The following is a 22,132-nucleotide window of genomic DNA, read 5'->3' on the forward strand; positions in this document are numbered from 1 at the left end:
TAAATCCGGTGCGGCTGAGCGCCCGTTTGGGGATATGCCGGGCGTTTCAGAGGCGCATCTCTGACGGCATCGTCGTGGTCGCGTTGAGCAGTTCCACGCCGAGCAGCTCTCCCGACTCCGCGTAGTCGAGCACGACATCCTCCGACAGGGTCTGCCGCACCGCCTCTCCTGGCACTATTTCGTGCTTCATCGCGATATAGGCGACGTCGTGCTCCTTCTCCCACCGGACGTACACCGTGTGCTCGCGTCCGTCGGTGGGCTCCTCGTCCCAGCTCAGCAACCCTTCCTTGGCCTCGTGCGAGCCGGCGAGCGCGGCCCGCACCATGGTCATGGCGCGTTCGAGCGCCTGGAGCGAGTCGACGCCGGTGACTTTGCGATCGTGCTCCCACCCGGCGAGCCCGTCGATTCGGTAAGGGCACGACCACTCCCCCGTCGGCTCCTCGATCGGCAGCCCGATCGTGACGACGGCCTCGCGTAGCGGCTCGGTGCGCAGCGTCAGCGTGCGGTGGGCGATCTCGTACATGTCAGCTGATCTACCCCGGAGGCGAACTCTGGAAGACTGGAGGCGAGAAGAGGCAGCCCATATCGCCATGGTCGAAAACCTTTCCCGCATGAGACCGGCGCCGTTAGTCTGCGTACGTCGCGAGGGGAGTCCAGTGGTGAATGAGTCGTTCGGGACACGGCTGCGGTCCAGGCTCGACAAGTACGGCCCACTCTGCGTAGGCATCGACCCCAGCCCCGCGCTGCTCAACGCGTGGCGGCTCGACGACTCCCCGGCCGGGCTGGAGCGGTTCAGCCGTACCGTGGTCGACGCGATCGGCGACGTGGCGGCGGTGGTCAAGCCGCAGTCCGCCTTCTACGAGCGCTGGGGCAGCCGGGGCATCGCCGTGCTGGAGAGCGTCATCGCCGACCTGCGTGAGGCGGGCACGGTGGTGATCCTCGACGTCAAGCGGGGCGACATCGGCAGCACGATGGCCGCCTACGCCGAGGCCTACCTCGACCGGGGCAGCCCGCTGGCGGTCGACGCCGTGACGCTCAGCCCCTACCTCGGGTTCGGTTCGCTGGAGGGCGCGATCACCTCGGCGATCGCCAACGACGCCGGCGTCTTCGTCCTGGCGCGCACCTCCAACCCGGAGGCCGTCGCGCTGCAGACGGCGGTCGCGGGTGAGATCTTCGCGGGCGCCGCGGCGGCGAACGCGGGCCGCGCCCCGCTGGGCCCGGTCGGCGTCGTGATCGGCGCCACCCTCCCGTCGCTGGAGCATCCGCTGGAGCAGCTCAACGGCCCCATCCTGGCGCCGGGCCTGGGCGCGCAGGGCGCCGCTCCGGCCGACCTGGCCCGGCTGTTCGGTCCTGTCCGGCAGGCGGTCGTGCCGTCGGTGTCGCGGGCCGTGCTCGCCGACCCGGAGCGGATCCGCGAGCTGGTGCAGCGCTACCGCGACGACTGCGCCCGCCACCTGTCCTCCTGACGGGCGCGCTCCCGGACCACGGACATCCCTAGGTGCCGCCCGCGTGGCTCAGGCAGGTCCTACCGCTCGGTTGGCGGCGGCGAGCAGGGCGCGGACGGAGGCGGTCAGCACGGAGGTGTCGCGGCCCGCTCCCCACCGGACCGTCTCGCCCACGCGCGCCTCCACGTAGGCGACGGCCTGGCTGTCCTGGCCCGGCCCGGTGGCGTGCTGCGCGTAGTGGAGGATGTCCACCCCGCCCAGCGCGCCGGCCAGCGCCGACAGCGGACCGTTGCCGGTCCCCCGCAGCTCGCCGCCGCCGTCGCTCCTGGTGCCGGCGAACTCGTGGGCTCCCGGCCCGGTCTCGGCGGTGCTCCAGTCGGCGAGCGCGTACGGCCCGTCGTCCGCCGGATCCAGGTAGGCGGCCTGGAAGAGCCGCCACAGCTCCTCGGCCGTCATCTCGGCGCCGCTGCCGTCCGTGGCCCGCTGGACGACCGCCGAGAAGTCGATCTGCAGCCGTCGCGGCAGGTCAAGCCCTTGGTGAGTGTTGAGCAGGTAGGCGATGCCGCCCTTGCCCGACTGGCTGTTGACGCGGATCACGGCCTGGTAGTCGCGGCCCACGTCGGCGGGGTCGATCGGCAGGTACGGCACCTCCCAGGGCGCCTGCTCCACGGGCACGCCCAGCTCTGCGGCCCGTTTGGCATGGTGGGCCAGGCCCTTGCCGATGGCGTCCTGGTGGGTGCCGGAGAAGGCGGTGTAGACCAGGTCACCGGCGTACGGGTGGCGGTCGGGCACGGGCAGCCGGTTGCAGTGCTCGACCGTACGGCGGATGGCGTCGATGTCGGAGAGGTCCAGCATCGGGTCCACGCCCTGTGAGTGCAGGTTGAGCGCGAGCGTGACCAGGTCGACGTTGCCGGTGCGCTCGCCGTTGCCGAACAGGCAGCCCTCGACCCGCTGCGCCCCGGCCAGCAGCGCCAGTTCCGCGCAGGCGACGCCGGTGCCGCGGTCGTTGTGCGGGTGCACCGAGAGGATCACCGAGTCGCGGCGGGCCAGGTGGCGGTGCATGTACTCGATCTGGTCGGCGTAGACGTTCGGGGTGGCGGTCTCGACCGTGGCGGGCAGGTTGTGGATGACCGGGCGGTCCGGGCTCGCCTCCCACAGGGCCGTCAGGTCGTCGCACACCTCCAGCACGTAGTCGGGCTCGGTGAGGTTGAACACCTCCGGCGAGAACTCGTACCTGATCGGCGGCCCCGGACGGGCGTCGGCCAGGCGGGCGACGTGCCCGGCCGCGTCCTTGATGAGGGCGCGCAAGGCCTCCCTGTCGTGGCCGAGCACCACGTCACGCCAGACGGGAGCGGTCGCCGTGTAGAGGTGGACGACGACGCGCGGCAGTCCCTCGACGGAGGCGAAGGTCCGCTCGATCAGGTCGCGCCTGGCGGCCGTGAACACGACGATCGTCACGTCCTCCGGCACCGCCCCCGGCACGGCCAGGTCGCGGACGAAGTCGAAGTCCGTCTGGCTGGCCGACGGGTAGCCGACCTCGATCTCCTTGAAGCCCATGGCCACCAGCAGCTCGAACATCCGCCGCTTGCGCGCCGGGTCCATCGGCTCGGCCAGCGCCTGGTTGCCGTCGCGCAGGTCCACGGGCACCCAGAGCGGCGCCCGCTCGATGCGCCGCGCGGGCCAGCCGCGCTCGGTCAGCGGCACCTCGACGCGCCGGTGGGCGGGCTGGTAGCGGTGGTACGGCATGGCGCTGGGGCGTTGCGGGTTCCAGTCGTGCACGGGGTTTCCTTCCCGGTCGTTCTTCTGGGGTTCGACCGGCACTGCGGAGCCACCGCGGCGGGGTGCCGGTCGTTCAGGCCCCGCCGCGGCGGCCGAGAAGGAGACCACGTGACGTCATGCCGGGTACACTAACCACAACACAGGTCCTCAGACAACCTGAGAGGTTAACCCGCGATGCCGCTCGGCACCCTCCGTCCCAGCCCCCTGGTCGAACAGGCCACCGAGCACCTGCGCGAGCAGATCACCGGCGGACACTGGCCGATCGGCACCCGGCTCCCCGGCGAGAACGCCCTGGCCAAGACCCTCGGCGTCGGCCGCTCCACCGTCCGCGAGGCGCTGCGCGCCCTGGCGGGCGCCGGGCTGGTGCAGGCCCGCCAGGGCAGCGGCGTGTTCGTCATCGCCACCGAACCGGCCGCCGACTGGCCCACCCGCCTGCGCCGGGCCGCGATCACGGACGTCTACGAGGTGCGGATGATGGTCGAGACCCAGGCCGCCCGCCTGGCCGCGGCCCGCCGTACCGACGAGGACCTCGCCTCACTGGAGGCGGCCCTGCGGGCGCGGCGGACGGCGGCCGGGGGCGACGACGCGGGTTTCGTGGACGCGGACATCGCGCTGCACGCGGCGGTCGTGGCGGCGGCGCGCAACCCGGTGCTCGACGACCTGTTCGCCGAGTTCGCCCCGGCACTGCGGGGCCGGCTGGTGGACGTGGTGCAGCTGCTCGGCCTGCGGGACACCGAGCCCAATCCCGGCGACGACGCGCACGCCGGGCTGGTGGACGCCATCCGGCAGGGGGATGGGGAGGCGGCGAGCCGCATCCTGCAGACGGAGCTGGAACAGACGCTGGCGTTGCTGCATCGCAACGAGGCCTGACCGGTAAGCGCCTGGCCGGTGATCGAACAACTTCATCGCCACCGTCCTGACCGTGGACCACGTCGATCCGGGGCGCCCGCCCCTGATACGCCCGCGCGGGCGCTACGGCTCGACGGTCGCGTCCCAGCGGCGGGGCCCGGTCTGCCCGGACCCCGCCGGCGGCGTACGGCCGCTCAGCCGGAGAAGATCGCGCTGTGCAGGTCCACCGGGTTGGCGGCATCGCTGGTGGAGACGCCGTACACGGCCGTGAAGGCGTTGCCGACCGAGACGAGGCCGGTGTAGTCACCGAGCAGGCGTCCCACGCTCGTCAAGGGGACCTTCCGCGTGTCGAACGGCCCCTCGATGTGCTGCTCACGCCACGCCCCCGACTTCGCGCAGCCGCTCGAGCAGGTCACCGCCCACAGGTCAGTGGGCAGGGTGGCCGGGTCGGAGGTGTTGTTGCGGAAGTCGTAGTACGTGACCGCCACGGTGCCCGTCTTGGACACGGCGACGACCGGTACGGCGGCGGAACCGGTGGGCGACTTGTCCAGGCGGATCGGGGCGGACCACGTCTTCCCGCCGTCCGCCGAGCGCGAGTAGGCCACGTGGAAGGTGCCGTCGGCCTCCTGGCTCTGCCAGACGGCGTTGACCACCTGGGTGCCCGGTTGGGCGGCCAGCTGCGGCAGGGCGGCGTTGCGTACCGGGTCGCCCGAGTTGTCCGGGTCCGGGATACGGGGACCCACCGCGAGCGGGGCCGGGACGTTCAGCGTCGGCGCCGACCAGGTCGTGCCGCCGTCGGTCGAGCGGATGACCTGGGTGGAGCCGTCGGTGATCGTCTCATGGTGCATGCCGATCAGCAGCGTCCCGTCCGGCAGCGGCACCAGTTGGGTGCCGATGACGCCGCTGTTGGTGGGCACGTCGTACACCTTGCGTGTGGTCCAGGTGCGTCCGTCGTCGGTCGACTTGGCCAGGTAGACCGGCTGTACCCAGTTCGGCGTGGTGCTGGTCGACTGGTCGTCGATGCGGTCCCACACCGCGTAGACCACGCCCGGGTGATACGGGTCCGCGGTCACCGACGGGCGGTCGTTGAAGAAGCGCGGGTTGTCGTCCCGCTGCAGGGTGACCGGCGCGTCCCAGGTCCGGCCGCCGTCGCCGGAGCGGGCCACCAGGATGGCGGTCACGTCGCCGGCGCGCGACATCGACAACGACGCGGCCACCGCGGCACCCGATGGCGTGACGGTGACCCAGTTGTCCGTCGTGACGGCGTAGTCTCCGCCGTTGGCACTCGTGCCGCCGTTGCACTGGGAGAAGGCGGGCAGGTTCTGGGACTTCTGCCAGGTCAGGCCGTAGTCGTCCGACACGGCGGTGACTGCGCCGTTGCTGCCGTACCGGTTCCAGCGATCCTGCTGGTACACCGTGACGAGGTGTTGCGGACGGTTCGGGTCCCGCGCCAGCATGGGCAGGACTTCGGTGTTGGGGTTCAGGGTGTAGCCGTCGGCCGGGGGAAGTCCGCAGCCTGCGGGCAGCGGGCTGGTACCCGAGACCGGCCGTACGATGGCGGACCCGCCCGTCGCGGCGTCGTCCGCGGTAGCGGGCTGCGCGACGGTGCCGGCCAGCAGGATGGCCGCTGCGGGTAACAGAGCCCTGAAGCGTCGGATCACGAGCATTCCTCATCTTCGTTGTGTTGATGAAGACGTCACCGGCTCGCCGGGGGAATGTGGCATTTCCCCGGCGTCCGGCGAACGACGCAGGGAAGATTACCGGCACAAGATCAGTTTCGTCTGCCGAATGATCACCGCCGAACGATCGCAAGCCCCAAGCCGCCTCCGGCGAAGGGCGCATCGGCGATTCCCGCGCTGCCGCGGTGCGGCGGGCTGTTCGCGCTGCGCCGTCGCGACTTCGGTTAGGCCTGTTCATCGGCGCTTCAACAAGTGGACGTTTGACGTCAATAGGGTCAGGACGCTCGTATTCGCTGGGGTGAAAGGCCGTACCATGTTCCGTCCCGTACTCGTGGGTCTGGCGCTCGTCGTCGGCCCGGCGGTCGCCGCCGCCACGACCGTCGCTCCCTCCTCGGCCGAGGCCGCGCCGCGGCCCGTGGTGGTCAAGGACGTGAGCATCCCGCCCGTACCCCTCGGTGATCTGCAGCCGTCCATCGCCGATGATCGCGGGGTCAAGCTGGGTGGGGTCGGCAGCGGATTGTTCCCGGCCGGGCGGCGCGGGGACTACTGGATGGTCACCGACCGCGGCCCCAACGGGCAGGTGGGTGCGGACAAGCGGCGCACGTTCCCCATCCCGGAATTCGGCCCCGCGATCGTGCGGGTGGCCACCCGGTTCGGCGTCGAGATCAAGAAGTACCTCCCCCTGGTCGGCACCTCCGGCAAGCCGATCACCGGGCTCAGCAACCAGCCCGGCCACGACGAGGTGCCCTACACCTGGGACGGCCAGACCGCGCTGACGTACAACCCGAGCGGGGTGGACACCGAGGACCTGGTGCGGACCCCGCGCGGCGACTTCTGGCTGGTCGACGAGTACGGGCCGTCGCTGCTGCACGTCTCCGAGCGGGGGCAGGTGCTGGCCCGGCACGTCCCCGAGGGGCTCAACCTCACCGGCGCCGACTACCCGGTCAAGGAGACGCTGCCGGCCATCCTCGCCTCCCGCCAGCAGAACCGCGGGTTCGAAGGGCTGGCGATCGACGGCGACACCTTGTACCTCGCGGTGCAGAGCCCGCTGGCCAATCCAGACAAGAAGACCGGCAAGTCCTCCCGCATCGGCCGGATCCTCACGTTCGGCATCCGCGCGGCGCGGGTGACCGGAGAGTACGCCTACCGCTTCGAGGACGTCACGACCTTCGACCCCAAGGCGAACGGCGACCAGAGCGAAATGAAGCTCTCCGGTCTGGCGTACGTGGGCGGCCGCCGGCTGCTGGTGGACGAGCGGACCGACAACGTCGCCCGGATCTACCAGATCGACCTGGCCAAGGCCACGAACCTGCTGGGCGGGCGGTATGACGACCCGGCCACCGCGCCGTCACTGGAGGCGCTCGCCGACCTGGGGAATGTCAAGGTCCCGGCCAAGTCGCTCGTCGCCGACCTGTCCGAGGTCGCCCCCACTCTGCCTGGCAAGGTCGAGGGCATCGCCCTGCTCGACCCGCGGACGCTCGTGGTCGCCAATGACAACGACTTCGGGCTCGGCGAGTTCGGGGCGGACGGGCGACTGGTGGACAGCGGCGTCACCAGCCGGATCCTCACCATCCGCTTGGCGCGCCCGATTGGCTGAAGGACGTGCGGGCAGGTGGAGGCCCCCGCGATTACCGGGGCCTCCACCTGGGAAGTCAGATGTCGAACTCCCCCAGTTTCGCGCCGCCCACGAAGGCGCGGAACGCGACAGGTCAGAGCCGCGCCGCGGTCCAGCAGTCCGGTGCGCCGGGCTTGCCGCACCCCGCCAGCGCGTCGAGGGCCTTGCCCAGGTCGGCGGTCCTGGCGTTGTCGGGGTCGTTGGACTCCTGCTTCGGGTCCGTCACCGTGTTGTAGTACTCGGGCTTGGCGTGGCCCTCGTACTCGACGTACAGGTCCCCGGCGGTGCGCACGGCGGCGTAGCTGGGCGGCTGGGAGTTCCCCGCCTGAAGTGGCTCGGCGTCGGGGTCCGGCTCGCCGCCCGGCGCGGCCGGGTTCGGCTTGACGTGCTCGATCAGCGCCGCCTCGCGCCAGTCCTTCACCTTGCGCCCCTGAATGAGGGGCAGCAGGCTGCGCCCGTCGCGGCTGTCGCGCGTGGCCGCGCCGACCCCGGCCATGTCGAGGAAGGTCGCGAACAGGTCGACGTTCTGGGCGATGGCGCCGGTCACCAGGTTGCCCTGCCGTCCCGCCGTCGGCCGCTTGACCAGCAGCGGCACCCGTACGTCGTGGTCGTAGGCGGTGGACTTGCCGCGTACGAGACGGTGCTGGCCGAGGTGGAAGCCGTTGTCGCTGGTGAACACCACGTACGTATTGCGCTTTTCGGCGTCCGTCAGCGTGCCCATGACGCGCGCCACCATGTCGTCGACCGACTGCACCATGCGGATCCGGTCGCGGAAGTCCTTGCGCAGCTGCTTGACCAGGGCGGGGGCGAGCGGCTCGCGGCGTACCCAGGAGGGCTTGTCGGCGGTGTCCTCGTCGAACGAGGGCAGCGCGGCCACGTCGATGCCGTTGCAGTCGGGCCCGCCGCAGTCGCCGTGCGGGAACTCCCCGGCCGGGAACTGGGTCTTGGGCCGGTCGCGGCGCGCGGGCGGGAAGCGCGGCTCCTTGTCGCCCGCCTTGACGCCGAGCCTGGAGTGCGGCGCGAACGGCGACACCTGCAGGAAGAACGGCTGCCCCGGGGCCCGCTCGCGCGAACGGGCGATGAAGTCCGTCGCCCGCTGCCCCAGCTCGTCGACCAGGTACGTGCCGTCGGAGTCGTCCAGGGCGGGCGTCTCCCCCTTGACGTAGCGGGTGAGCTGGTACCTGAACTCGTTGTAGCCGCCGCCGGCTGCCACGTGCCACTCGTCCCAGCCCGGCGGCACGTGGTAGTCGGCGCCCACCGGGTACTCGTTGATGTACTTGCCGAGGTAGCCGGTACGGTATCCGGCCTGCTCGAGCGAGACGGCGTACGTCCTGGGCTCGTGCGGCGCGAACGCCTTGTAGCCGCCGCGGTCGGTGTTCAGGTTCGTGGCCACGCCGGTGTTGTGCGGGAACTGGCCGGTGAACATCGAGGCCCGCGACGGGCAGCACAGCGAGTTGGACACGTAGTAACTGGTGAACGTGGTGCCGTTGTCGGCCAAGCCGCGGACCGTGTCCATGTACGGAAGCAGATCGGCGGACAGGTCGTCGACGAGGAAGAAGATGATGTTCGGCCGTTTGGGCCCGGTGGCCGCGCTCGTGCCCGTGCCGGCCAGCGACACCAGGCTCAGGCTCAGGATGATGGCGGATATCGCCGCTAAGACCCTGCGAATATGTCGGGTCATCGCCATGACTGCCTCTTTTACAAGCTGGGGAGATGAGGGAAAAATTCAGGCTAATGGCGCCCGATGGGGCCGATCAACCGGTTGATCCTCAAGGCTTCCTGGCAAGAGTGAGCCGAGTGTGCATCACGGCATACTCGCCGTGGTGCACACTCGGCTGTACTCGCGTGGACGGACCACCGCCCCGTCATCCAGTAGGACCCGCCTCGGGTCGTACCTCCTTTTCGCCGCCGTCGCCCGCCTCTTCTCCGGTGCCGGCGCGCCTGTCGGCGTCAGTTGCGGCAGCGGTGTCACCGTCGGTGTCGGTATCGGGGCCGTTGATTTCGGGGGTGGGGATCGCGGGGTTCGTGTCGGTGTCGGGCCAGTCGGCGGGTACGGGGCGGCGCGCCTTCGGGGTGTCGGCCCCTGACCGCTCCGCCACCACGTCGCTCTCGCCACCATCCCGGTTCACCGCATCAGGCAGATCTTCGTTCATCACCCCCACCTGCCCGCCGAACTCCTCTCCAACAGTCCGCAGGGACAATCTTCAGACGCGACTTTGAAGCCGAGGTGGGGCGACCGTTCCAGCGCCAGGTGGGGGCTCGCCTCAGGCAGATCGACCCTTACCTTGCGGACACGCCCTTGTGTCGATCTTTGCCTGTACATTCGGATGCCAGCGATGGCGCTGCGGCTGGCGGTAGAGGGGTGTCCGTGTTGGAACGGTCCAGGCTAGGTGGCAGTTCTACACCACCCCTGCTGGGGCTGAAGTCGTCAGCAAAGAGATCCACGATGTTCTCCAGGGCAAGCCTCCCCTCCTCGAACTGAGCCACTTGATGTGGCGGATCGAGCACGGCAGCGTCCTGGACCGAGATGTGCGCCATCTGGGCGGAGGACTCAGCGAGGCCCGGCTGAGTTACGGAGGTGACGAGTATCGCCTGTACTACACGGTGCTCACCGACGGGGACCACCTTCTACTCGGTCTCAAGTTTCACAAGAAGGGCAGCAACGGCGCACAGGAACGAGCGATCGAGAGAGCGAGGAATCGACTGGCCGAATGGCAGCACAGAATATAAGGTAGAACCGATAAGTGGAGGTAGACGTGGACCGCGACATCGCCGCACTGCTCGGTATCGACCCGGATGATCCCGAGGTTCAGCGTGAGAACGCAGCCATCGAGCGAGACGTGCGCCTCATCGAGACCCTGGTCGGAGCCCGCAAGCAACTTGGGCTGACGCAGGCTGACGTAGCCGACAAGATGAATCGCAGCCAGCCCGCCGTGTCGGACTTCGAGCGCCTCGGCGGAGACCCCCGCTTGTCCACCATCCGTCGCTACGCGCTCGCGATAGGTGCTGATGTCTTCCATGTCGTGAAGACGCCCGGCACTACCTATGGCACAACATCGACATCAGCGCGCGTGGTGATCGAGGGCCTCACTGGCACTGTGTCCCCACCCCCCACGCGTGCCGCAGGGGCACTCGAATTGAAGAGAGCTGTCCAGTAAATGCAGGGCTTCCTAGTCCTAGGCGACGCAGCCAGCACCGATGGGGCCACCGGAAAGATCAACCTGCTCGGAGCAGGCTGGTCTGTGACAGGGCCTATGGTCTCGATGTCCGCTGTCGCAGGTTTTTTGCGCGTCCCGCGGGAGGATCTGAGGGCGAAGATCCGCTTCGCCTTGCATCTTCTGGACGAAGAGGGGCAACCTGTCCGCCCGTTCGCGGACAGCGACGGAACGCTCTCCTTCACCGGCGAGATCACGCCGGACGCTGAACGGTTGGAGCCGATGGCGACGCGAGTCCCCTACAATCTCAGCTTCGCCATCCCGATTCCACCTCTGCCGCTGGTAGCGGGTCATGTCTATGAGTGGGTCATGGAAGCGGACGAGACCAGGGTCGCTTCCGTGCAATTCGCGGTCAGAGCCGAACTGCCGGTGAATGGTGCACAGGCAGAGACGTCAGAAGCGGCGCGGAAGTCGGGTTCCCGAGTCGAGTGACGCACGGCCCTGTTGGCATTCCCGCCGCAGGGCATCACCCCCACCTGCCCAGCATCAGGCGAGCAAGTCGTCGATCTCCGCGCGGCTGGGCATCGATGTGCTCGCGCCCTCTCGCTGCACCGACAGCGCCGCCGCTACCGAGGCGAAGCGGAGTGCGGCGGCGGCGGGGAGGCCCTCGGCGCGGGCGACCGCGAGCGCGCCGACGAAGGTGTCGCCCGCCGCCGTGGTGTCCACCGCCTTCACCTGTACGGCGGGTACGCGCAGCCGTTCGCCCGACCGTGAGCCGTACAGCGCCCCCTCGGAGCCCAGCGTGATGACAGCCTCCGGGACCCGTTCGAGCAGCTCCTCCAATGCCGTCTCGGCGGAGTCGGCGCCGGTGATGTCGGCGGCCTCGTGTTCGTTCGGGACGATCAGCGTGATGGCGTCGAGCAGCGCGTCCGGCAGCGGCTGGGCGGGCGCGGGGGTGAGGATCACCGGTACGTCCGACACCTGGCCGGCCTGGGCGGCGGCGATCACCGCGTCCATCGGCAGCTCCAGCTGCAGCAGCAGCGCCCGTGAGCCGGCGATCACCGCGACGTCGTCCTCGGTGGGCCCGGTGACGGTGCCGTTGGCGCCGGGCACCACGATGATCGAGTTGCCGCCTTCGTCGTCCACCACGATGTGCGCGATGCCGCTCGGACCGGGCACCTGCCGCAGCTGGGCGACCTCGACTCCGGCCGCGGCCAGGGTGGTGCGCATCTCGGCGCCGAAGCCGTCGTCGCCCACCGCGCCCAGGAACGCCACCACGGCGCCCGCACGGGCCGCCGCGATCGCCTGGTTCGCGCCCTTGCCGCCGGGAATGGTACGGAATCCGCGCCCGGTGACCGTCTCGCCCCGCTTGGGGGCCTGCGACACGTAGGCGACGAGGTCCATGTTCGCGCTGCCGAAGACCGAGATCATGTCCTCATCATCTCCTGTGTACGGCGGGCCAAATCGCCCAGCCCCACCCCATCGAAGCCGGTCAGGCTGCTGGCCAGAGCGTCACGCATCCTCCAGCGCTCCGGGACTCCGCCGTTCAGCGCGCCCGCGACGGACCCGGCCGTGGCGCCGGCCGAGTCGGTGTCCCAGCCGCCGGCGACCGCTCCGGCGATGGTGGCGGTGAAGTCGCCCCGGCCGTGGATCAGCGTGACGGCGACCAGGGCGGCGTTGTTGATCGTGTGTACCCAGTGCAGGGCGCCGTGCCGCTCGTGCAGCCGGTCGACGACCCGCTCGAAGTCACTCTCCGCCGAGGCGTCCTCGGCCGCCTGCCGTACCGCCTGGTAGAGCCGGGATCGCGGCGGGACGACGGACAACCCGGCCTCGACCACCTCGGCGGCCGAGGAGGCGACCAGGGAGCTCGCGCACATGGCGGCGGCGAACATGGCGCCGTAGATCCCGTTCGCGGTGTGGGTGAGGCGGGCGTCGCGCCAGGCGTACTCGGCCGCGGTGGCCGGATCGCCGGGATTGACCCACCCGTACACGTCGGTCCTGATCAGCGCGCCGATCCACTCCCGGAACGGGTTGCGGTACGTCGCCGTCTCCGGCACCTCCGCCCCGGCCAGCAGGTTGCGGTAGGCGACGCGCTCCGCCGTGAACGTACGGCCGGCGGGCAGCTCGTCGAGCCACAGCTTGGCCACGTCGTCGGTGGTGAAGCCGCGGCCGTGCCGTTCCAGGACGGACAGGGCGAGCAGCGGGTAGTTCAGGTCGTCGTCCTCGGGGACGCCGTCGATGTTCTCGGCCAGCGAGTTGACGGCGCTGCGCCGGTTCCACGGCCATCGTTCGGCGATGTCGCCGGGCAGGCCCTTCGCGGTGAACCAGCCGGTGATGGGCCAGTTGCCGGTGGCTTCGGCGATCTCCCTGATGCCCGCGCGGGGGATCTTCTCGACCGGCTTGCCGAGCACGCAGCCGGCCGCCCTGCCCTGCCAGGCCCCCAGCACACGAGCCGGATCCACCTGAAGGGCCCCGTCGACTTGCCGGGGAGCGGCGGGAGCGGGCCAGTTCGGGCAGGCGGCGATGATGGCGGGCAGGTCGGACGGCTCGTCGAGGTCGAGCGGCGACGGGATGGCGGCCAGTTCGTCCAGCAGGTCCTCGGCGAGCGGCCGCAGCCTGAGCGCGCCGGGCTCGGAGGCCCCGGCGCGCGGCGGGGCGTCGTGGCCGCCCGCGGCGTGCCACCGCTCGGCGATGTCACGCACGTCCCTGCCGTCCTCGGCGGCCTGGCGCAGCTCGTGGCCGACCAGATCCTCGGGCTGCACCCAGGTCAGACGGATCATCGGCCCACCTGGCCTTCGGACCGCACCCACGTGAATCTGCCCACCGGCCCTTCCAAACGCGCCCGGCTGAGGCGGATCATTGGCCGTCGAGGGCGGCGAAGGCGGATTCGACGGCGCGACGGCGGGCCGCGTCGTCGGCGTGCACCCGGCGGGCGACCTCGGCGATCGCCCGGCCGGGCGCCTCCAGGTCGGTACGGCTCGCCTCGGCCACCTGCGAGACCCATTCGCCCGGGATCGAACCGAGCCCGCCCAGGGCGCCGGCGATGGCGCCACCCATGGAGGCGATCGAGTCGGCGTCGCGGCCGTAGTTGACGCCGCCGAGCACGGTGTCGCGGTAGTCGCCCTTGGCCACCACGAGGAAGCCCAGCGCCAGCGGCAGCTCCTCGATGCTGTGCACCCGGCTCGGCCGCCGTGCGCCGAGCCCCTGGTCGCGGTAGGTGTCGGCGACCGTGTCGAACGGCCGCATGGCCGCGCGCAGCGTCTCGAACGACCCGTCCCAGTGGCCGAGTCCGGCGGCCGCCTCGCAGACCGCCTCGATGGCCGCTCTGGTGCCGTCCTTGGCCAGCCGCAGGCAGGTGGCCACCACGGAGTCGAAACTCGCGCCGGGCCGCATGGCCTCGGCGACGGCCGCCGCCATGACGCCGGCCGCCTCCCGGCCGTAGCTCGACTGGTGGGCGCCGGTCAGGTCGATGGCCTCGGCGTAGGCGGCGTCGGGGTCGGCGGCGTTGACGATGCCGACCGGCGCCACGTACATGGCCGCGCCGCAGTTGACGATGTTGCCGACACCGGCCTCGCGCGGGTCCACGTGGCCGTAGTGCAGCCGGGCGACGATCCACTTCTCGGCCAGGAAGATCCGCTGGAGCGGCAGCGCCTCGGCCTCCAGTTCGGGGATCCACCGGCGCTCGCCCATGAGCTCGGCTACGAAGTGCTCGGCCATCGAGTACGCCCCGAGGTGACCCGCGACCTTCTCGTAGACGCGGATGAGCGCGTGCGTCATGAGGGTGTCGTCGGTGATGTGGCCATCGCCCTTGTGGTACGGGGCGATGGGCCGGGCGTTGCGCCAGTCCTCGTTGTACGGGGGCACGATGCCCTCCACGTGCCCGCCGTACCTGGTGGTGATCTGTTCGGGAGTCCAGCCCTCGGTGGCGCCGCCCAGCGCATCACCGACCGCCGCCCCCGCCACGCAGCCGGTCGCCCTGTCCTCAAGCGGCGTCATGCGAGTTCCTCCAAGAGTTCGATGAGATCTTTTCCTGCCAGTTCCGGCAGACAGCACCCTGCCAGTGTGCGGGCCGACGCGGTCCACCCCTCCGGGATCGCGTCGAGCCCGCCGCACGCTCCGGTGAGCGCCCCGGTGAGCGCGGGCGCCGAATCGGCCAGCGCGGCCAGGCACGCGGCGGCCGGTACGGCCGCGCTCAGGGAGCCGCCCGCCACCTCGGCCAGCGCCAGCGCCACGGGCACCGTCTGCGCGGCGCCCACCCCGTAGCTGTAGATGTGGTCGAGCAGCGCGGCGTCGAGCGCGGGCACGGCGGCGAAAGCGTCGCCCGCCTTCCGCGCCACCTCCAGCGCCAGCCGGGCGTTGTGCCCGATCGCGGTGTCGGGCGGCAGTACGGCCAGCGCCGCCCCGGCCGCCGCGGAAGCCGAGCCCGTCGCCACCGCCTCGGCCACCGCGGCCGCCATGGCCAGAGCCCCGAGCAGGCCGTCACCGGAGTTGGTCACCCGGGCGTCCTCGGCCGGGTCACGGCCGAGCGCGCCGAAGGCGACGGCCCTGACAGCGGCGGCGTCGTCGAAATGGTGTGGGTTGTCGTGACCGCTGGCCGGGGGCTCGACGCCCTTGGCCAGGTTGCCGAGCGCGGTGGCCACCGAGATGCGCGCCCGGATGTCCTCGCGGCCCACCAGCTCGCGGAACGCCTCGGCGCGCGGCCGGTCGATGGTACGCACCGTCCAGGCGAGCCACTCGGCGTCGTCGGACGGGCCGACGGCCAGCGGCGCCACGGGCTGGTTCAGCGCGAACGGCACCGGCAGCGTGGTGACCCGGTGCTCCTCCGCGAACGTGTCGAGCTCGCGCAGCAGCCGTCTGCTCCACGGCGCGTGCAGCGCCGACCGGTGCCTGGTGGCGGGCCAGCCCACAGCGTCTCCCACGGCGAGCCCGACGAAGGCTCCCGCGATTCTGTCCCCCGACATGAGTTCCTACAGTCCTTCCGCCAGTTCGTCGGCGACGTCCAGCACGTGCCTGCCGGCCACGACGGGCAGGCATTTCCCCGTCACGGGGCCTATCCTGCTCGCCCAGCGTTCCGGTACGCCGTCCCGCCCCTGCCCGGCACCCGCGATGGCGCCGGCGATGGCGCCGATGGTGTCGGCGTCACGGCCGAGACTCACCCCGAACGTGACGGTCGCCTCGACGTCGCCACCGCCCGCCAGGTAGGCGGCCAGGGCGAGCGCCACGGCCTCGGGCGCCACGTCGGTCCACGGGTAGTGCTCGACCACCACGGCTTGGTGAAGCGCTTCGACGACCGGCAGCTCGTCGCCACCCGAAGCGTCCGAGTCCCGTGCGACCGAGTCCCGCACGTCCGAGTCCCGCATGTCCGAGTCCCGCGCGACCGAGTCCCGCGCGTCCGAGTCCCGCGTGAAGACAGCGTCGTTCGCGACGATCACGTCGCGGGCCCGGACGATGTCGCGGGCCGTCCACGAGTCCGCGGGGATCACCGACAGCGCGGCGGCCACCACCTCCAGCGGCGCGGCCCCGGTCATCGCGGCGGCCACCGCCCCGGCGACGGCCCGGCCGCCCAGCACGCCCTCGCCCGACTGGCTGACCCGGCCGTCCTCCTCGACGAGCCGGGCGGCCTCCGCCGGATCGCCGGGGCAGAACACTCCGTACGGCGCCGCCCGCATGGCCAGCCCGTCGGACCAGCCGTGTTGATGGACGAGCCCGGACAGCGGCGGTTCCAGCCCGCGCCTGAGCGCCTCGATGGTGCCGAGCTCGGAGAACCCGGCGCCGCGCATCGGCCCGGTCACCCGGGGGATGATCTCCGTACGGTAGGCGCGGGCCACGTCGGCCGAGGTCAGCGCGTGCCCGTGCCGTACCAGCAGCGAGGAGGCGAAGATGGCGTACTCGGTGTCGTCCGTGCCCCCGCCCTCGATCTCGGTGAGCCGGCCCCACCGCCGGCGGATCTCCGCCGGCGTGAGGTTCTCCGCGGGCGCCCCGAGGGCGTCGCCGGCCGCCAGGCCGAGCAGACACCCCCGGGCCCTGTCGCGATAAGTCACCGCTGGTACCGCTCCAGCACCTTGTTGCCGTCCGCCACCAGCTTCGCCGCCGCGTCGTCGATCGAGATCTTGTTGGCGAAGTACTGCTGCAGGACCGGCGTCGCGACCTTGCTCTTCCACTCGTCGAACCCGTTGACCTTGAGGAACGGCGCCACGACGAGGTTCTTGGCGGAGGCGGTGGCCACGTCCCAGCCGTTCTCCTTGGTGGTCATCGCCGGGTCGGCGGCGGCCTTGGCGGAGGTGGGCAGCAGCCAGTCGCCCTTGGCGAGCTTGGCCTGGTTGGTGCCGTTGAGGAAGAAGGAGATGAACTTCAGCGACTCCTCCGCGTGCTTGCTGTCGGCGGCGACGGACAGGGTCTGCGAGACCGCGCCCTGGTCACCGGTGGTGCCCTTCAGCGGCGGGAGGGTGACCCAGTCGAAGCCCTTGGGCGCCTGCTCGACGACCTGCTGGCGCAGGTAGACGCCGACCGGCAGCATCGCGTACTTGCCGGCGAAGAAGCCGGGCAGCGGGTCGGCGGTGCCCATGCCGAGCGCCGAGGTGTCGGCGGACTTGTCCTTGTAGAGCTGGTCGTGGATGCGCTGGAGAACCTGCTTCTCCTCCGGGCCCACCTTGACGGTCGTCTTGCCATCGGCGGTCTGGAAGAAGGTGCCGCCGAAGTTGAGCGCCAGGTTCAGCGTCTTGTTGACCGGCGACTTCATGGGCCAGGCCACGCCGAAGGAGCCGCTCTTGGTGAGCTTCTTGCTGACCTCGGCGAACTCGTCCCACGTCCACGGGTTGTCGGAGGTGGGGACACGCACGCCGGCCGCGTCGAGCAGCTTCTTGTTGGCGATGATGACCTGCGACTCCTGCAGGAACGGTACGCCGTACACGCCCTGGTTGCCCTTGCCGTCGTCGAAGGTGACGGTGTCCCAGGCGGGCTGCGGGATGTCGCTCTTGAGCTCGGCGGGCACCTTGTCCTTGATGTCGAGCAGGTAGCCCTTGGAGGCGAAGCCCGACAGGGCCGGGGAGTCGTCGTGGATGACGTCCGGCGGGTCGCCGCCCTCGAAGGAGGTGACGAGCTGGTCGTTGACGTTGTCCCAGCTGCCCTGGACGTAGGTGACCTGGATGGTGGGGTTGGCCTTGTTCCACTCCTCGACGAGCTGCTTGTTGGCCGCGACCGACTCCTTCTGCCAGGCGAGGCTGAGGAAGTTGAGCTTGACCGGCTCCCCGGGCTTGGCGGACTCTCCGGAGCCGGCGTCGCCACCGCCTCCACCGCACCCGGCGGCCAGCGCGACGATCGCCGCCGCCGCCAACGCGGATTTGATACGCATAAGAGCCTCCTAGCCCTTCACAGCGCCGGCCATCAGGCCGGACCTCAGCCGTCGCTGGATGATTGCGAAAAAGATCAGGCTCGGGATCGTCGCCATGAGCGACGCCGCGGCCAGCGGGCCGAGCCTCGACACTCCCTCAGGGCCGGTGAATCTCACCAGCGTCAGCGGCAGCGTCATCACATCGGGGTCCTTGAGGACCACGAGCGCGAACAGGAACTCGTTCCACGAGGAGATGAACGAGAAGAGCAGCGTCGCCACCACGCCCGGCGCGAGCAGCGGCGCGACGATGCTGACGATCGAGCGCAGGCGGGTCGCGCCGTCCATGGCCGCGGCCTCCTCCAGCTCGCGCGGCACGGAGCGCACGTACCCCTGGAGCATCCACAGCGCGAACGGCAGTGTGAAGGTCACGTGCACGACCACCAGGCCGAACAGCGTGTTCACCAGATCGAGCTGCTTGAGCACCATGAACAGCGGAATGATGATCAGGATGAACGGGAACACCTGGCTGACCAGCACCCACCCGAGCGCTACGCGCTTGAGCACACCCTTGTAGCGGGCCAGCGCGTAGGAGGCGGGCAGCGAGACGGCGACCGTCAGCACGGAGCTGGACAGGGCCACGATCAGGCTGCGCAGCCCGGCTCCCACCAGGTCCTGCTCACCGAAGGCGTCGCTGAAGTTGGCCAGCGTCGGCCGGTCCGGGATCCAGGTCGGGTGCAGGTTGGCCATCTCCTGCGGCGTCTTGAGCGCCGTGGACAGCAGCCACACCAGCGGGAACGCCAGAAAGACCATGTAGGCCAGGAGTGCCGCGTACTGCGGGATCTTCTTCATGACGCCTCCCGCATCTGCCGCCAGAGATAGAAGCCGAGCAGGCCCAGCACGACGATCACGATGGTGACGCCCATGGTCGCCGCGTAGCCGAAGAAGCCGTAGCGGAACGCCTCCTCGTAGGCGAACAGCATCGGCAGCCTGGTACGCCCCCCAGGCCCGCCCTGCGTCAGCACGTAGACGAGGGTGAACTGGTTGACGTTCCACACGAAGTCGAGCGAGGTGATGGTGACGATCACGGGCCGCAGCTGCGGCAGCGTGATGCTCCAGAACTTGCGCCAGGTGGCCGCCCCGTCGACCTCGCCCGCCTCGTAGAGCTCTTTGGGGATGCCCTGCAGACCGGCCAGCAGGACGACCGTGGTCTGCGGCATGCCGCTCCAGACGCCCATGACGATGATGGCGGGCAGGGCCCAGGAGAAGTCGGCGAGCCAGTTGATGTCGGTGCCGAACGTGGTGTTCACGATCCCGGCGTCGGGGTGGTAGACCAGCCGCCACATCAGGCCGATGACCACGGGTGGCATCGCCCACGGCACCACGGCCAGCACCCGGGCCAGCCCCCTGAACCACAGCTTCTGGTTGAGCAGCAGCGCCAGCCCCAGGGAGGCCAGGAACTGCAGCACGGTCACCGACACGGCCCATATCAGGCCGATCCTGATCGACGCCCAGAACTCCTCGTCGGCCAGCAGCGTGCCGAAGTTCTCCAGGCCCACGAAGCTGGTGACGTGGTTGCGGCCCGACTCGGCGTCGGTGAACGCCAGGCCGATGCCGTAGAGCAGCGGGCCCACGCTGAACAGCAGGACCGGCACCAGCGCGGGCAGCATGAGCACCCACATCTCGCGGGTCTGCCGCGAGATGCCGCTGGGTCGCCTGCGCCGCGTCTGCGGGGGCCTGGTCGCGGTCGCCGTCATGAAGACCTTCCTCCCTCGGAGGCCTCGCCTGCCGTGGACGCGCGGACCACCAGGCGGGGCAGGACGGTGACCAGGCGGGGCTCGCGATCGCCGTGCCGCAGCCGGTCGAGCAGCAGCTCGGCGGCGGCCTTGCCGCGTTCGGCGGAGCCCAGCGAGACGCTGGTGAGCGACGGCCAGGAGGCGGCGGCCAGGTCGGTGTCGTCCATGCCGACCACCGCGACGTCCTGCGGCACCCGCTTGCCCGCCGCGCGCAGCACGTCGAGCGCGCCCAGCGCGATCAGGTCGTTGGCGCACATCAGCGCGTCGATGTCGGGCACCCGCCGCAGCAGCGTCGCCACCGCGCGACGGCCCTCCGCGCGGTAGAAGTCGCCGATCTCCACCAGCTTCTCCTCGTACGGCAGGCCGACCGCCGCCAGCGCCTCCCGATAGGCGGCGCCGCGGGCGGCTCCCGGCACGGTGTCGAGCGGGCCGTTGACCATGCCGATCCGGCGGCGGCCGAGCATGTGCAGGTGGTCGATGGCGAGCCTGACGCCGGTACGCGAGTCCGCGCGTACGTTGTCGACCGGCGTCCCGTCGGGCACCGAGCCGATGATCACGACGGGCGCCCTGGCGGTGGCCAGCATCCGCAGGTGCGTCTCGGTGACGCGCAGCGGGCTCATGATCAGTCCGTCGACGTAGCGCTCGCCGAGGCTGTGCAGCACGTCGATCTCGTCGGCGGCGACGGCGTCGGTCGAGTGCAGGACGAGCCGGTAGCCCGCCGCCTTGAGCACGGGCTGGATCTCGCGCAGCATGGCCAGGTAGGCCGGGTTGCCGATGTCGGCCATGGCGAAGGCGACCTGGTGCGTGCGGCGCGACTTGAGCGACCTGGCCACGGCGTTGCGCACGTAACCGAGCTCGTCGGCGGCGGCCATCACCTTGCGCACGGTCTCCTGCCTGGTCGGCAGGCCGTTCAGCACCCGCGAGACCGAGGCGATGGAGACGCCCGCGCGCTCGGCGATCGTGGTGATCGTGGGTCCGTCGGCCAAGGCTGTCCCTCCATGCGCGTCGAACGCTTCCTAAAATCGCTGTAAACGTTTACGGCGTGTGGGACATGAAACATGCACGTTACGTACGGGGTCAAGTCACGATCGCATAACGCGAGGTCAAGGGACCTGCCTGGCTCCATCCAGAGCCAGGCAGGTGCCTAACGGGGTCAGGTCGGGGACGAGGGGCGGGGACGGGGGCGAGGGGCGGGGGCGAGGGGCGGGGACGGGATGGGATGGGATGGGGATTCCGGTCGGGAAGCCCGTACCGGATCAGGTCAGCGCGAGTCGGCCGGGACGCGGACGGGGACGCGGTTCAGGGCGCGGATGGCCGGGGCACCCGCGAGGGCGACCGCGGCGGCGAGCAGGGCCGGGACGATCAGCGCGAACCGCAACGTCCAGGACTCCGCGAGATAACCGAGCAGCGCGGGCCCTACCAGCAGCCCGCTGTAGCCGAACGCCGTCACCAGCGCCAGCGCGCGGCCGACCCGGCTGCCCGCCGCGCCCACCGCGCTGAAAATCACCGGTACGACGGTGGCCAGCCCGACGCCCACGAGCGCCCAGCCGGACCACGCGCACACCACCTGGAGCGCGTCAGCGGTGAGCGGAGCGACGAGGACGAGTGCGTACCCGCAGGTGGCGAGCACGCCGGCGAGCTGGATCGTGCGCACCGAGCCGAGACGCGCCCGGATCGGGTCGCCCAGCAGCCGCACCGTCGTCATGGCCACCGCGAAGATCGTGTAGGCGATCGGCGCGGCGGCCGGGTCGGTGTGCAGGACCCAGCGGGCGTGCAGGGCGGCCCAGTCGATGGCGGCGCCCTCGCTCAGGTGCCCGGCGAAGGCGGCCAGGCCCAGCAGAGCCACCAGCCCCCAGCGCAGCGGGGTGCTCCCGGTCGCGCTCTCGTCCTGGGTGACGTGCTGGGGCGGGTCCGGCAGCAGCAGCCGCGCCGCCGGAACGTACAGGAACGGCACCACGATCGCCGCCGCGACCAGCAGCGCCTGCGGGTCCACGCCGACCTTCAGCGCCCCGGCGGTCAGCGCGCCGCCGACGGCGCCGCCCAGACTCCACGTGCCGTGGAAGGCCGAGATGATCGGCCGGCCGTAGACGCGCTCGACCTCGACCGAGTGGGAGTTCATGGCCACCTCGGCCACTCCCAGGCCGATCCCGAGCACCACGGCCAGAATGGCCAGCGCCGGGTAGGAGGGAGCCAGAGCGGGGCCGAGCAGGACGGCCGCCGACAATGGGCCGCCGACCCAGCAGACGACCCTGCTCGACCACCTGTCCACCAGCGGCCCCGCCACCAGCATCGACACCAGCGCGCCGGCCGAGACCAGCAGCAGGACGCTGCCGAGCCGGGCCGGTCCGAGATCCAGGCGGTCGTTGAGCGACGGCAGACCCGCCGCCCACAGGCCCATCACGAACCCACTGAGAAAGAAGAAGGAGAAGACTGCGATACGGGCGCGCTTGGCGTCACTTTTGTTCACGGCTAGAGCATAATAACCCG

Annotated in this window: 20 protein-coding genes; 5 read left to right on the forward strand and 15 right to left on the reverse strand. The window is 70.8% G+C overall.

All coding sequences use genetic code 11. The features are described from left to right. Window positions 1-46 precede the first annotated feature (46 nt). Complete coding sequence (locus AB0H88_RS48805; protein WP_357656549.1) at window positions 47-523, reverse strand: DUF2283 domain-containing protein; 477 nt, start codon at window positions 521-523, stop codon at window positions 47-49. 136 nt (window positions 524-659) lie between these two features. Between AB0H88_RS48805 and pyrF the strand changes: the two genes are divergently transcribed. After that, window positions 660-1,466 carry an orotidine-5'-phosphate decarboxylase gene (gene pyrF / locus AB0H88_RS48810; RefSeq protein WP_357656550.1) on the forward strand — a complete coding sequence of 269 codons (807 nt, stop codon included), beginning with the start codon at window positions 660-662 and terminating at the stop codon, window positions 1,464-1,466. Between the two features lie 48 nt (window positions 1,467-1,514). On the opposite strand, the gene leuA is transcribed toward pyrF, so the two are convergent. Then, on the reverse strand, window positions 1,515-3,191 hold the full coding sequence (gene leuA / locus AB0H88_RS48815; RefSeq protein WP_357656608.1) for a 2-isopropylmalate synthase: 1,677 nt from the start codon (window positions 3,189-3,191) through the stop codon (window positions 1,515-1,517). 207 nt (window positions 3,192-3,398) lie between these two features. On the opposite strand from leuA, the gene AB0H88_RS48820 reads away from it, so the two are divergent. Continuing rightward, window positions 3,399-4,094 carry an FCD domain-containing protein gene (locus AB0H88_RS48820; RefSeq protein ID WP_357656552.1) on the forward strand — a complete coding sequence of 232 codons (696 nt, stop codon included), beginning with the start codon at window positions 3,399-3,401 and terminating at the stop codon, window positions 4,092-4,094. A gap of 173 nt (window positions 4,095-4,267) precedes the next feature. Here the strand turns inward: AB0H88_RS48820 and AB0H88_RS48825 are convergent, their stop codons facing one another. Beyond that, the gene (locus tag AB0H88_RS48825) at window positions 4,268-5,734 is read right to left on the reverse strand and encodes a sialidase family protein (protein WP_357656553.1); all 1,467 of its coding nucleotides are present in this window, start codon (window positions 5,732-5,734) and stop codon (window positions 4,268-4,270) included. A gap of 331 nt (window positions 5,735-6,065) precedes the next feature. On the opposite strand from AB0H88_RS48825, the gene AB0H88_RS48830 reads away from it, so the two are divergent. Further along, the gene (locus AB0H88_RS48830) at window positions 6,066-7,349 is read left to right on the forward strand and encodes an esterase-like activity of phytase family protein (protein WP_357656555.1); all 1,284 of its coding nucleotides are present in this window, start codon (window positions 6,066-6,068) and stop codon (window positions 7,347-7,349) included. Window positions 7,350-7,461: 112 nt separating this feature from the next. On the opposite strand, the gene AB0H88_RS48835 is transcribed toward AB0H88_RS48830, so the two are convergent. Both AB0H88_RS48835 and AB0H88_RS48840 read right to left on the reverse strand, forming a co-directional pair. Continuing rightward, on the reverse strand, window positions 7,462-9,054 hold the full coding sequence (locus AB0H88_RS48835; protein ID WP_357656557.1) for a sulfatase: 1,593 nt from the start codon (window positions 9,052-9,054) through the stop codon (window positions 7,462-7,464). Between the two features lie 178 nt (window positions 9,055-9,232). Then, a complete protein-coding gene (locus AB0H88_RS48840) occupies window positions 9,233-9,520 on the reverse strand; it encodes a hypothetical protein (protein WP_357656559.1) in 288 nt (95 codons plus the stop codon). A 603-nt stretch (window positions 9,521-10,123) separates the two neighbouring features. On the opposite strand from AB0H88_RS48840, the gene AB0H88_RS48845 reads away from it, so the two are divergent. Both AB0H88_RS48845 and AB0H88_RS48850 read left to right on the forward strand, forming a co-directional pair. After that, on the forward strand, window positions 10,124-10,525 hold the full coding sequence (locus AB0H88_RS48845; RefSeq protein ID WP_357656561.1) for a helix-turn-helix transcriptional regulator: 402 nt from the start codon (window positions 10,124-10,126) through the stop codon (window positions 10,523-10,525). A gap of 105 nt (window positions 10,526-10,630) precedes the next feature. Then, a complete protein-coding gene (locus tag AB0H88_RS48850; RefSeq protein WP_357656562.1) occupies window positions 10,631-11,014 on the forward strand; it encodes a hypothetical protein in 384 nt (127 codons plus the stop codon). A 54-nt stretch (window positions 11,015-11,068) separates the two neighbouring features. Here AB0H88_RS48850 and rbsK read toward each other — a convergent pair whose 3' ends face one another. The 10 genes from rbsK to AB0H88_RS48900 form a co-directional block, all read right to left on the reverse strand. Next, entirely contained in the window at window positions 11,069-11,953 is an 885-nt protein-coding gene (rbsK, locus tag AB0H88_RS48855) for a ribokinase (protein WP_357656564.1), read from the reverse strand. Further along, window positions 11,950-13,302 carry an ADP-ribosylglycohydrolase family protein gene (locus AB0H88_RS48860; RefSeq protein ID WP_357656566.1) on the reverse strand — a complete coding sequence of 451 codons (1,353 nt, stop codon included), beginning with the start codon at window positions 13,300-13,302 and terminating at the stop codon, window positions 11,950-11,952. The genes rbsK and AB0H88_RS48860 overlap by 4 nt, the downstream gene beginning before the upstream one ends. Before the next feature lie 76 nt (window positions 13,303-13,378). Then, a complete protein-coding gene (locus tag AB0H88_RS48865) occupies window positions 13,379-14,518 on the reverse strand; it encodes an ADP-ribosylglycohydrolase family protein (RefSeq protein WP_357656567.1) in 1,140 nt (379 codons plus the stop codon). Next, the gene (locus AB0H88_RS48870) at window positions 14,515-15,483 is read right to left on the reverse strand and encodes an ADP-ribosylglycohydrolase family protein (RefSeq protein ID WP_357656568.1); all 969 of its coding nucleotides are present in this window, start codon (window positions 15,481-15,483) and stop codon (window positions 14,515-14,517) included. The genes AB0H88_RS48865 and AB0H88_RS48870 overlap by 4 nt, the downstream gene beginning before the upstream one ends. Window positions 15,484-15,489: 6 nt before the next feature. Then, the gene (locus AB0H88_RS48875) at window positions 15,490-16,563 is read right to left on the reverse strand and encodes an ADP-ribosylglycohydrolase family protein (protein ID WP_357656569.1); all 1,074 of its coding nucleotides are present in this window, start codon (window positions 16,561-16,563) and stop codon (window positions 15,490-15,492) included. Further along, entirely contained in the window at window positions 16,560-17,873 is a 1,314-nt protein-coding gene (locus AB0H88_RS48880) for a sugar ABC transporter substrate-binding protein (RefSeq protein WP_357656570.1), read from the reverse strand. Before AB0H88_RS48880 ends, AB0H88_RS48875 begins: the two co-directional genes overlap by 4 nt. Window positions 17,874-17,882: 9 nt before the next feature. After that, entirely contained in the window at window positions 17,883-18,701 is an 819-nt protein-coding gene (locus AB0H88_RS48885) for a carbohydrate ABC transporter permease (protein ID WP_357656572.1), read from the reverse strand. Further along, window positions 18,698-19,606, reverse strand: coding sequence for a sugar ABC transporter permease (locus tag AB0H88_RS48890; RefSeq protein WP_357656573.1), 909 nt, complete (start codon window positions 19,604-19,606; stop codon window positions 18,698-18,700). The genes AB0H88_RS48885 and AB0H88_RS48890 overlap by 4 nt, the downstream gene beginning before the upstream one ends. After that, window positions 19,603-20,631: a LacI family DNA-binding transcriptional regulator gene (locus tag AB0H88_RS48895; protein WP_357656574.1), complete on the reverse strand. Its 1,029-nt coding sequence runs from the start codon at window positions 20,629-20,631 to the stop codon at window positions 19,603-19,605. Before AB0H88_RS48895 ends, AB0H88_RS48890 begins: the two co-directional genes overlap by 4 nt. Window positions 20,632-20,906: 275 nt before the next feature. Further along, entirely contained in the window at window positions 20,907-22,112 is a 1,206-nt protein-coding gene (locus AB0H88_RS48900) for an MFS transporter (protein ID WP_357656576.1), read from the reverse strand. Between the last annotated feature and the right edge of the window lie 20 nt (window positions 22,113-22,132).

Source organism: Nonomuraea sp. NPDC050680, assembly GCF_040654555.1.
Classification (GTDB): Bacteria; Actinomycetota; Actinomycetes; order Streptosporangiales; family Streptosporangiaceae; genus Nonomuraea.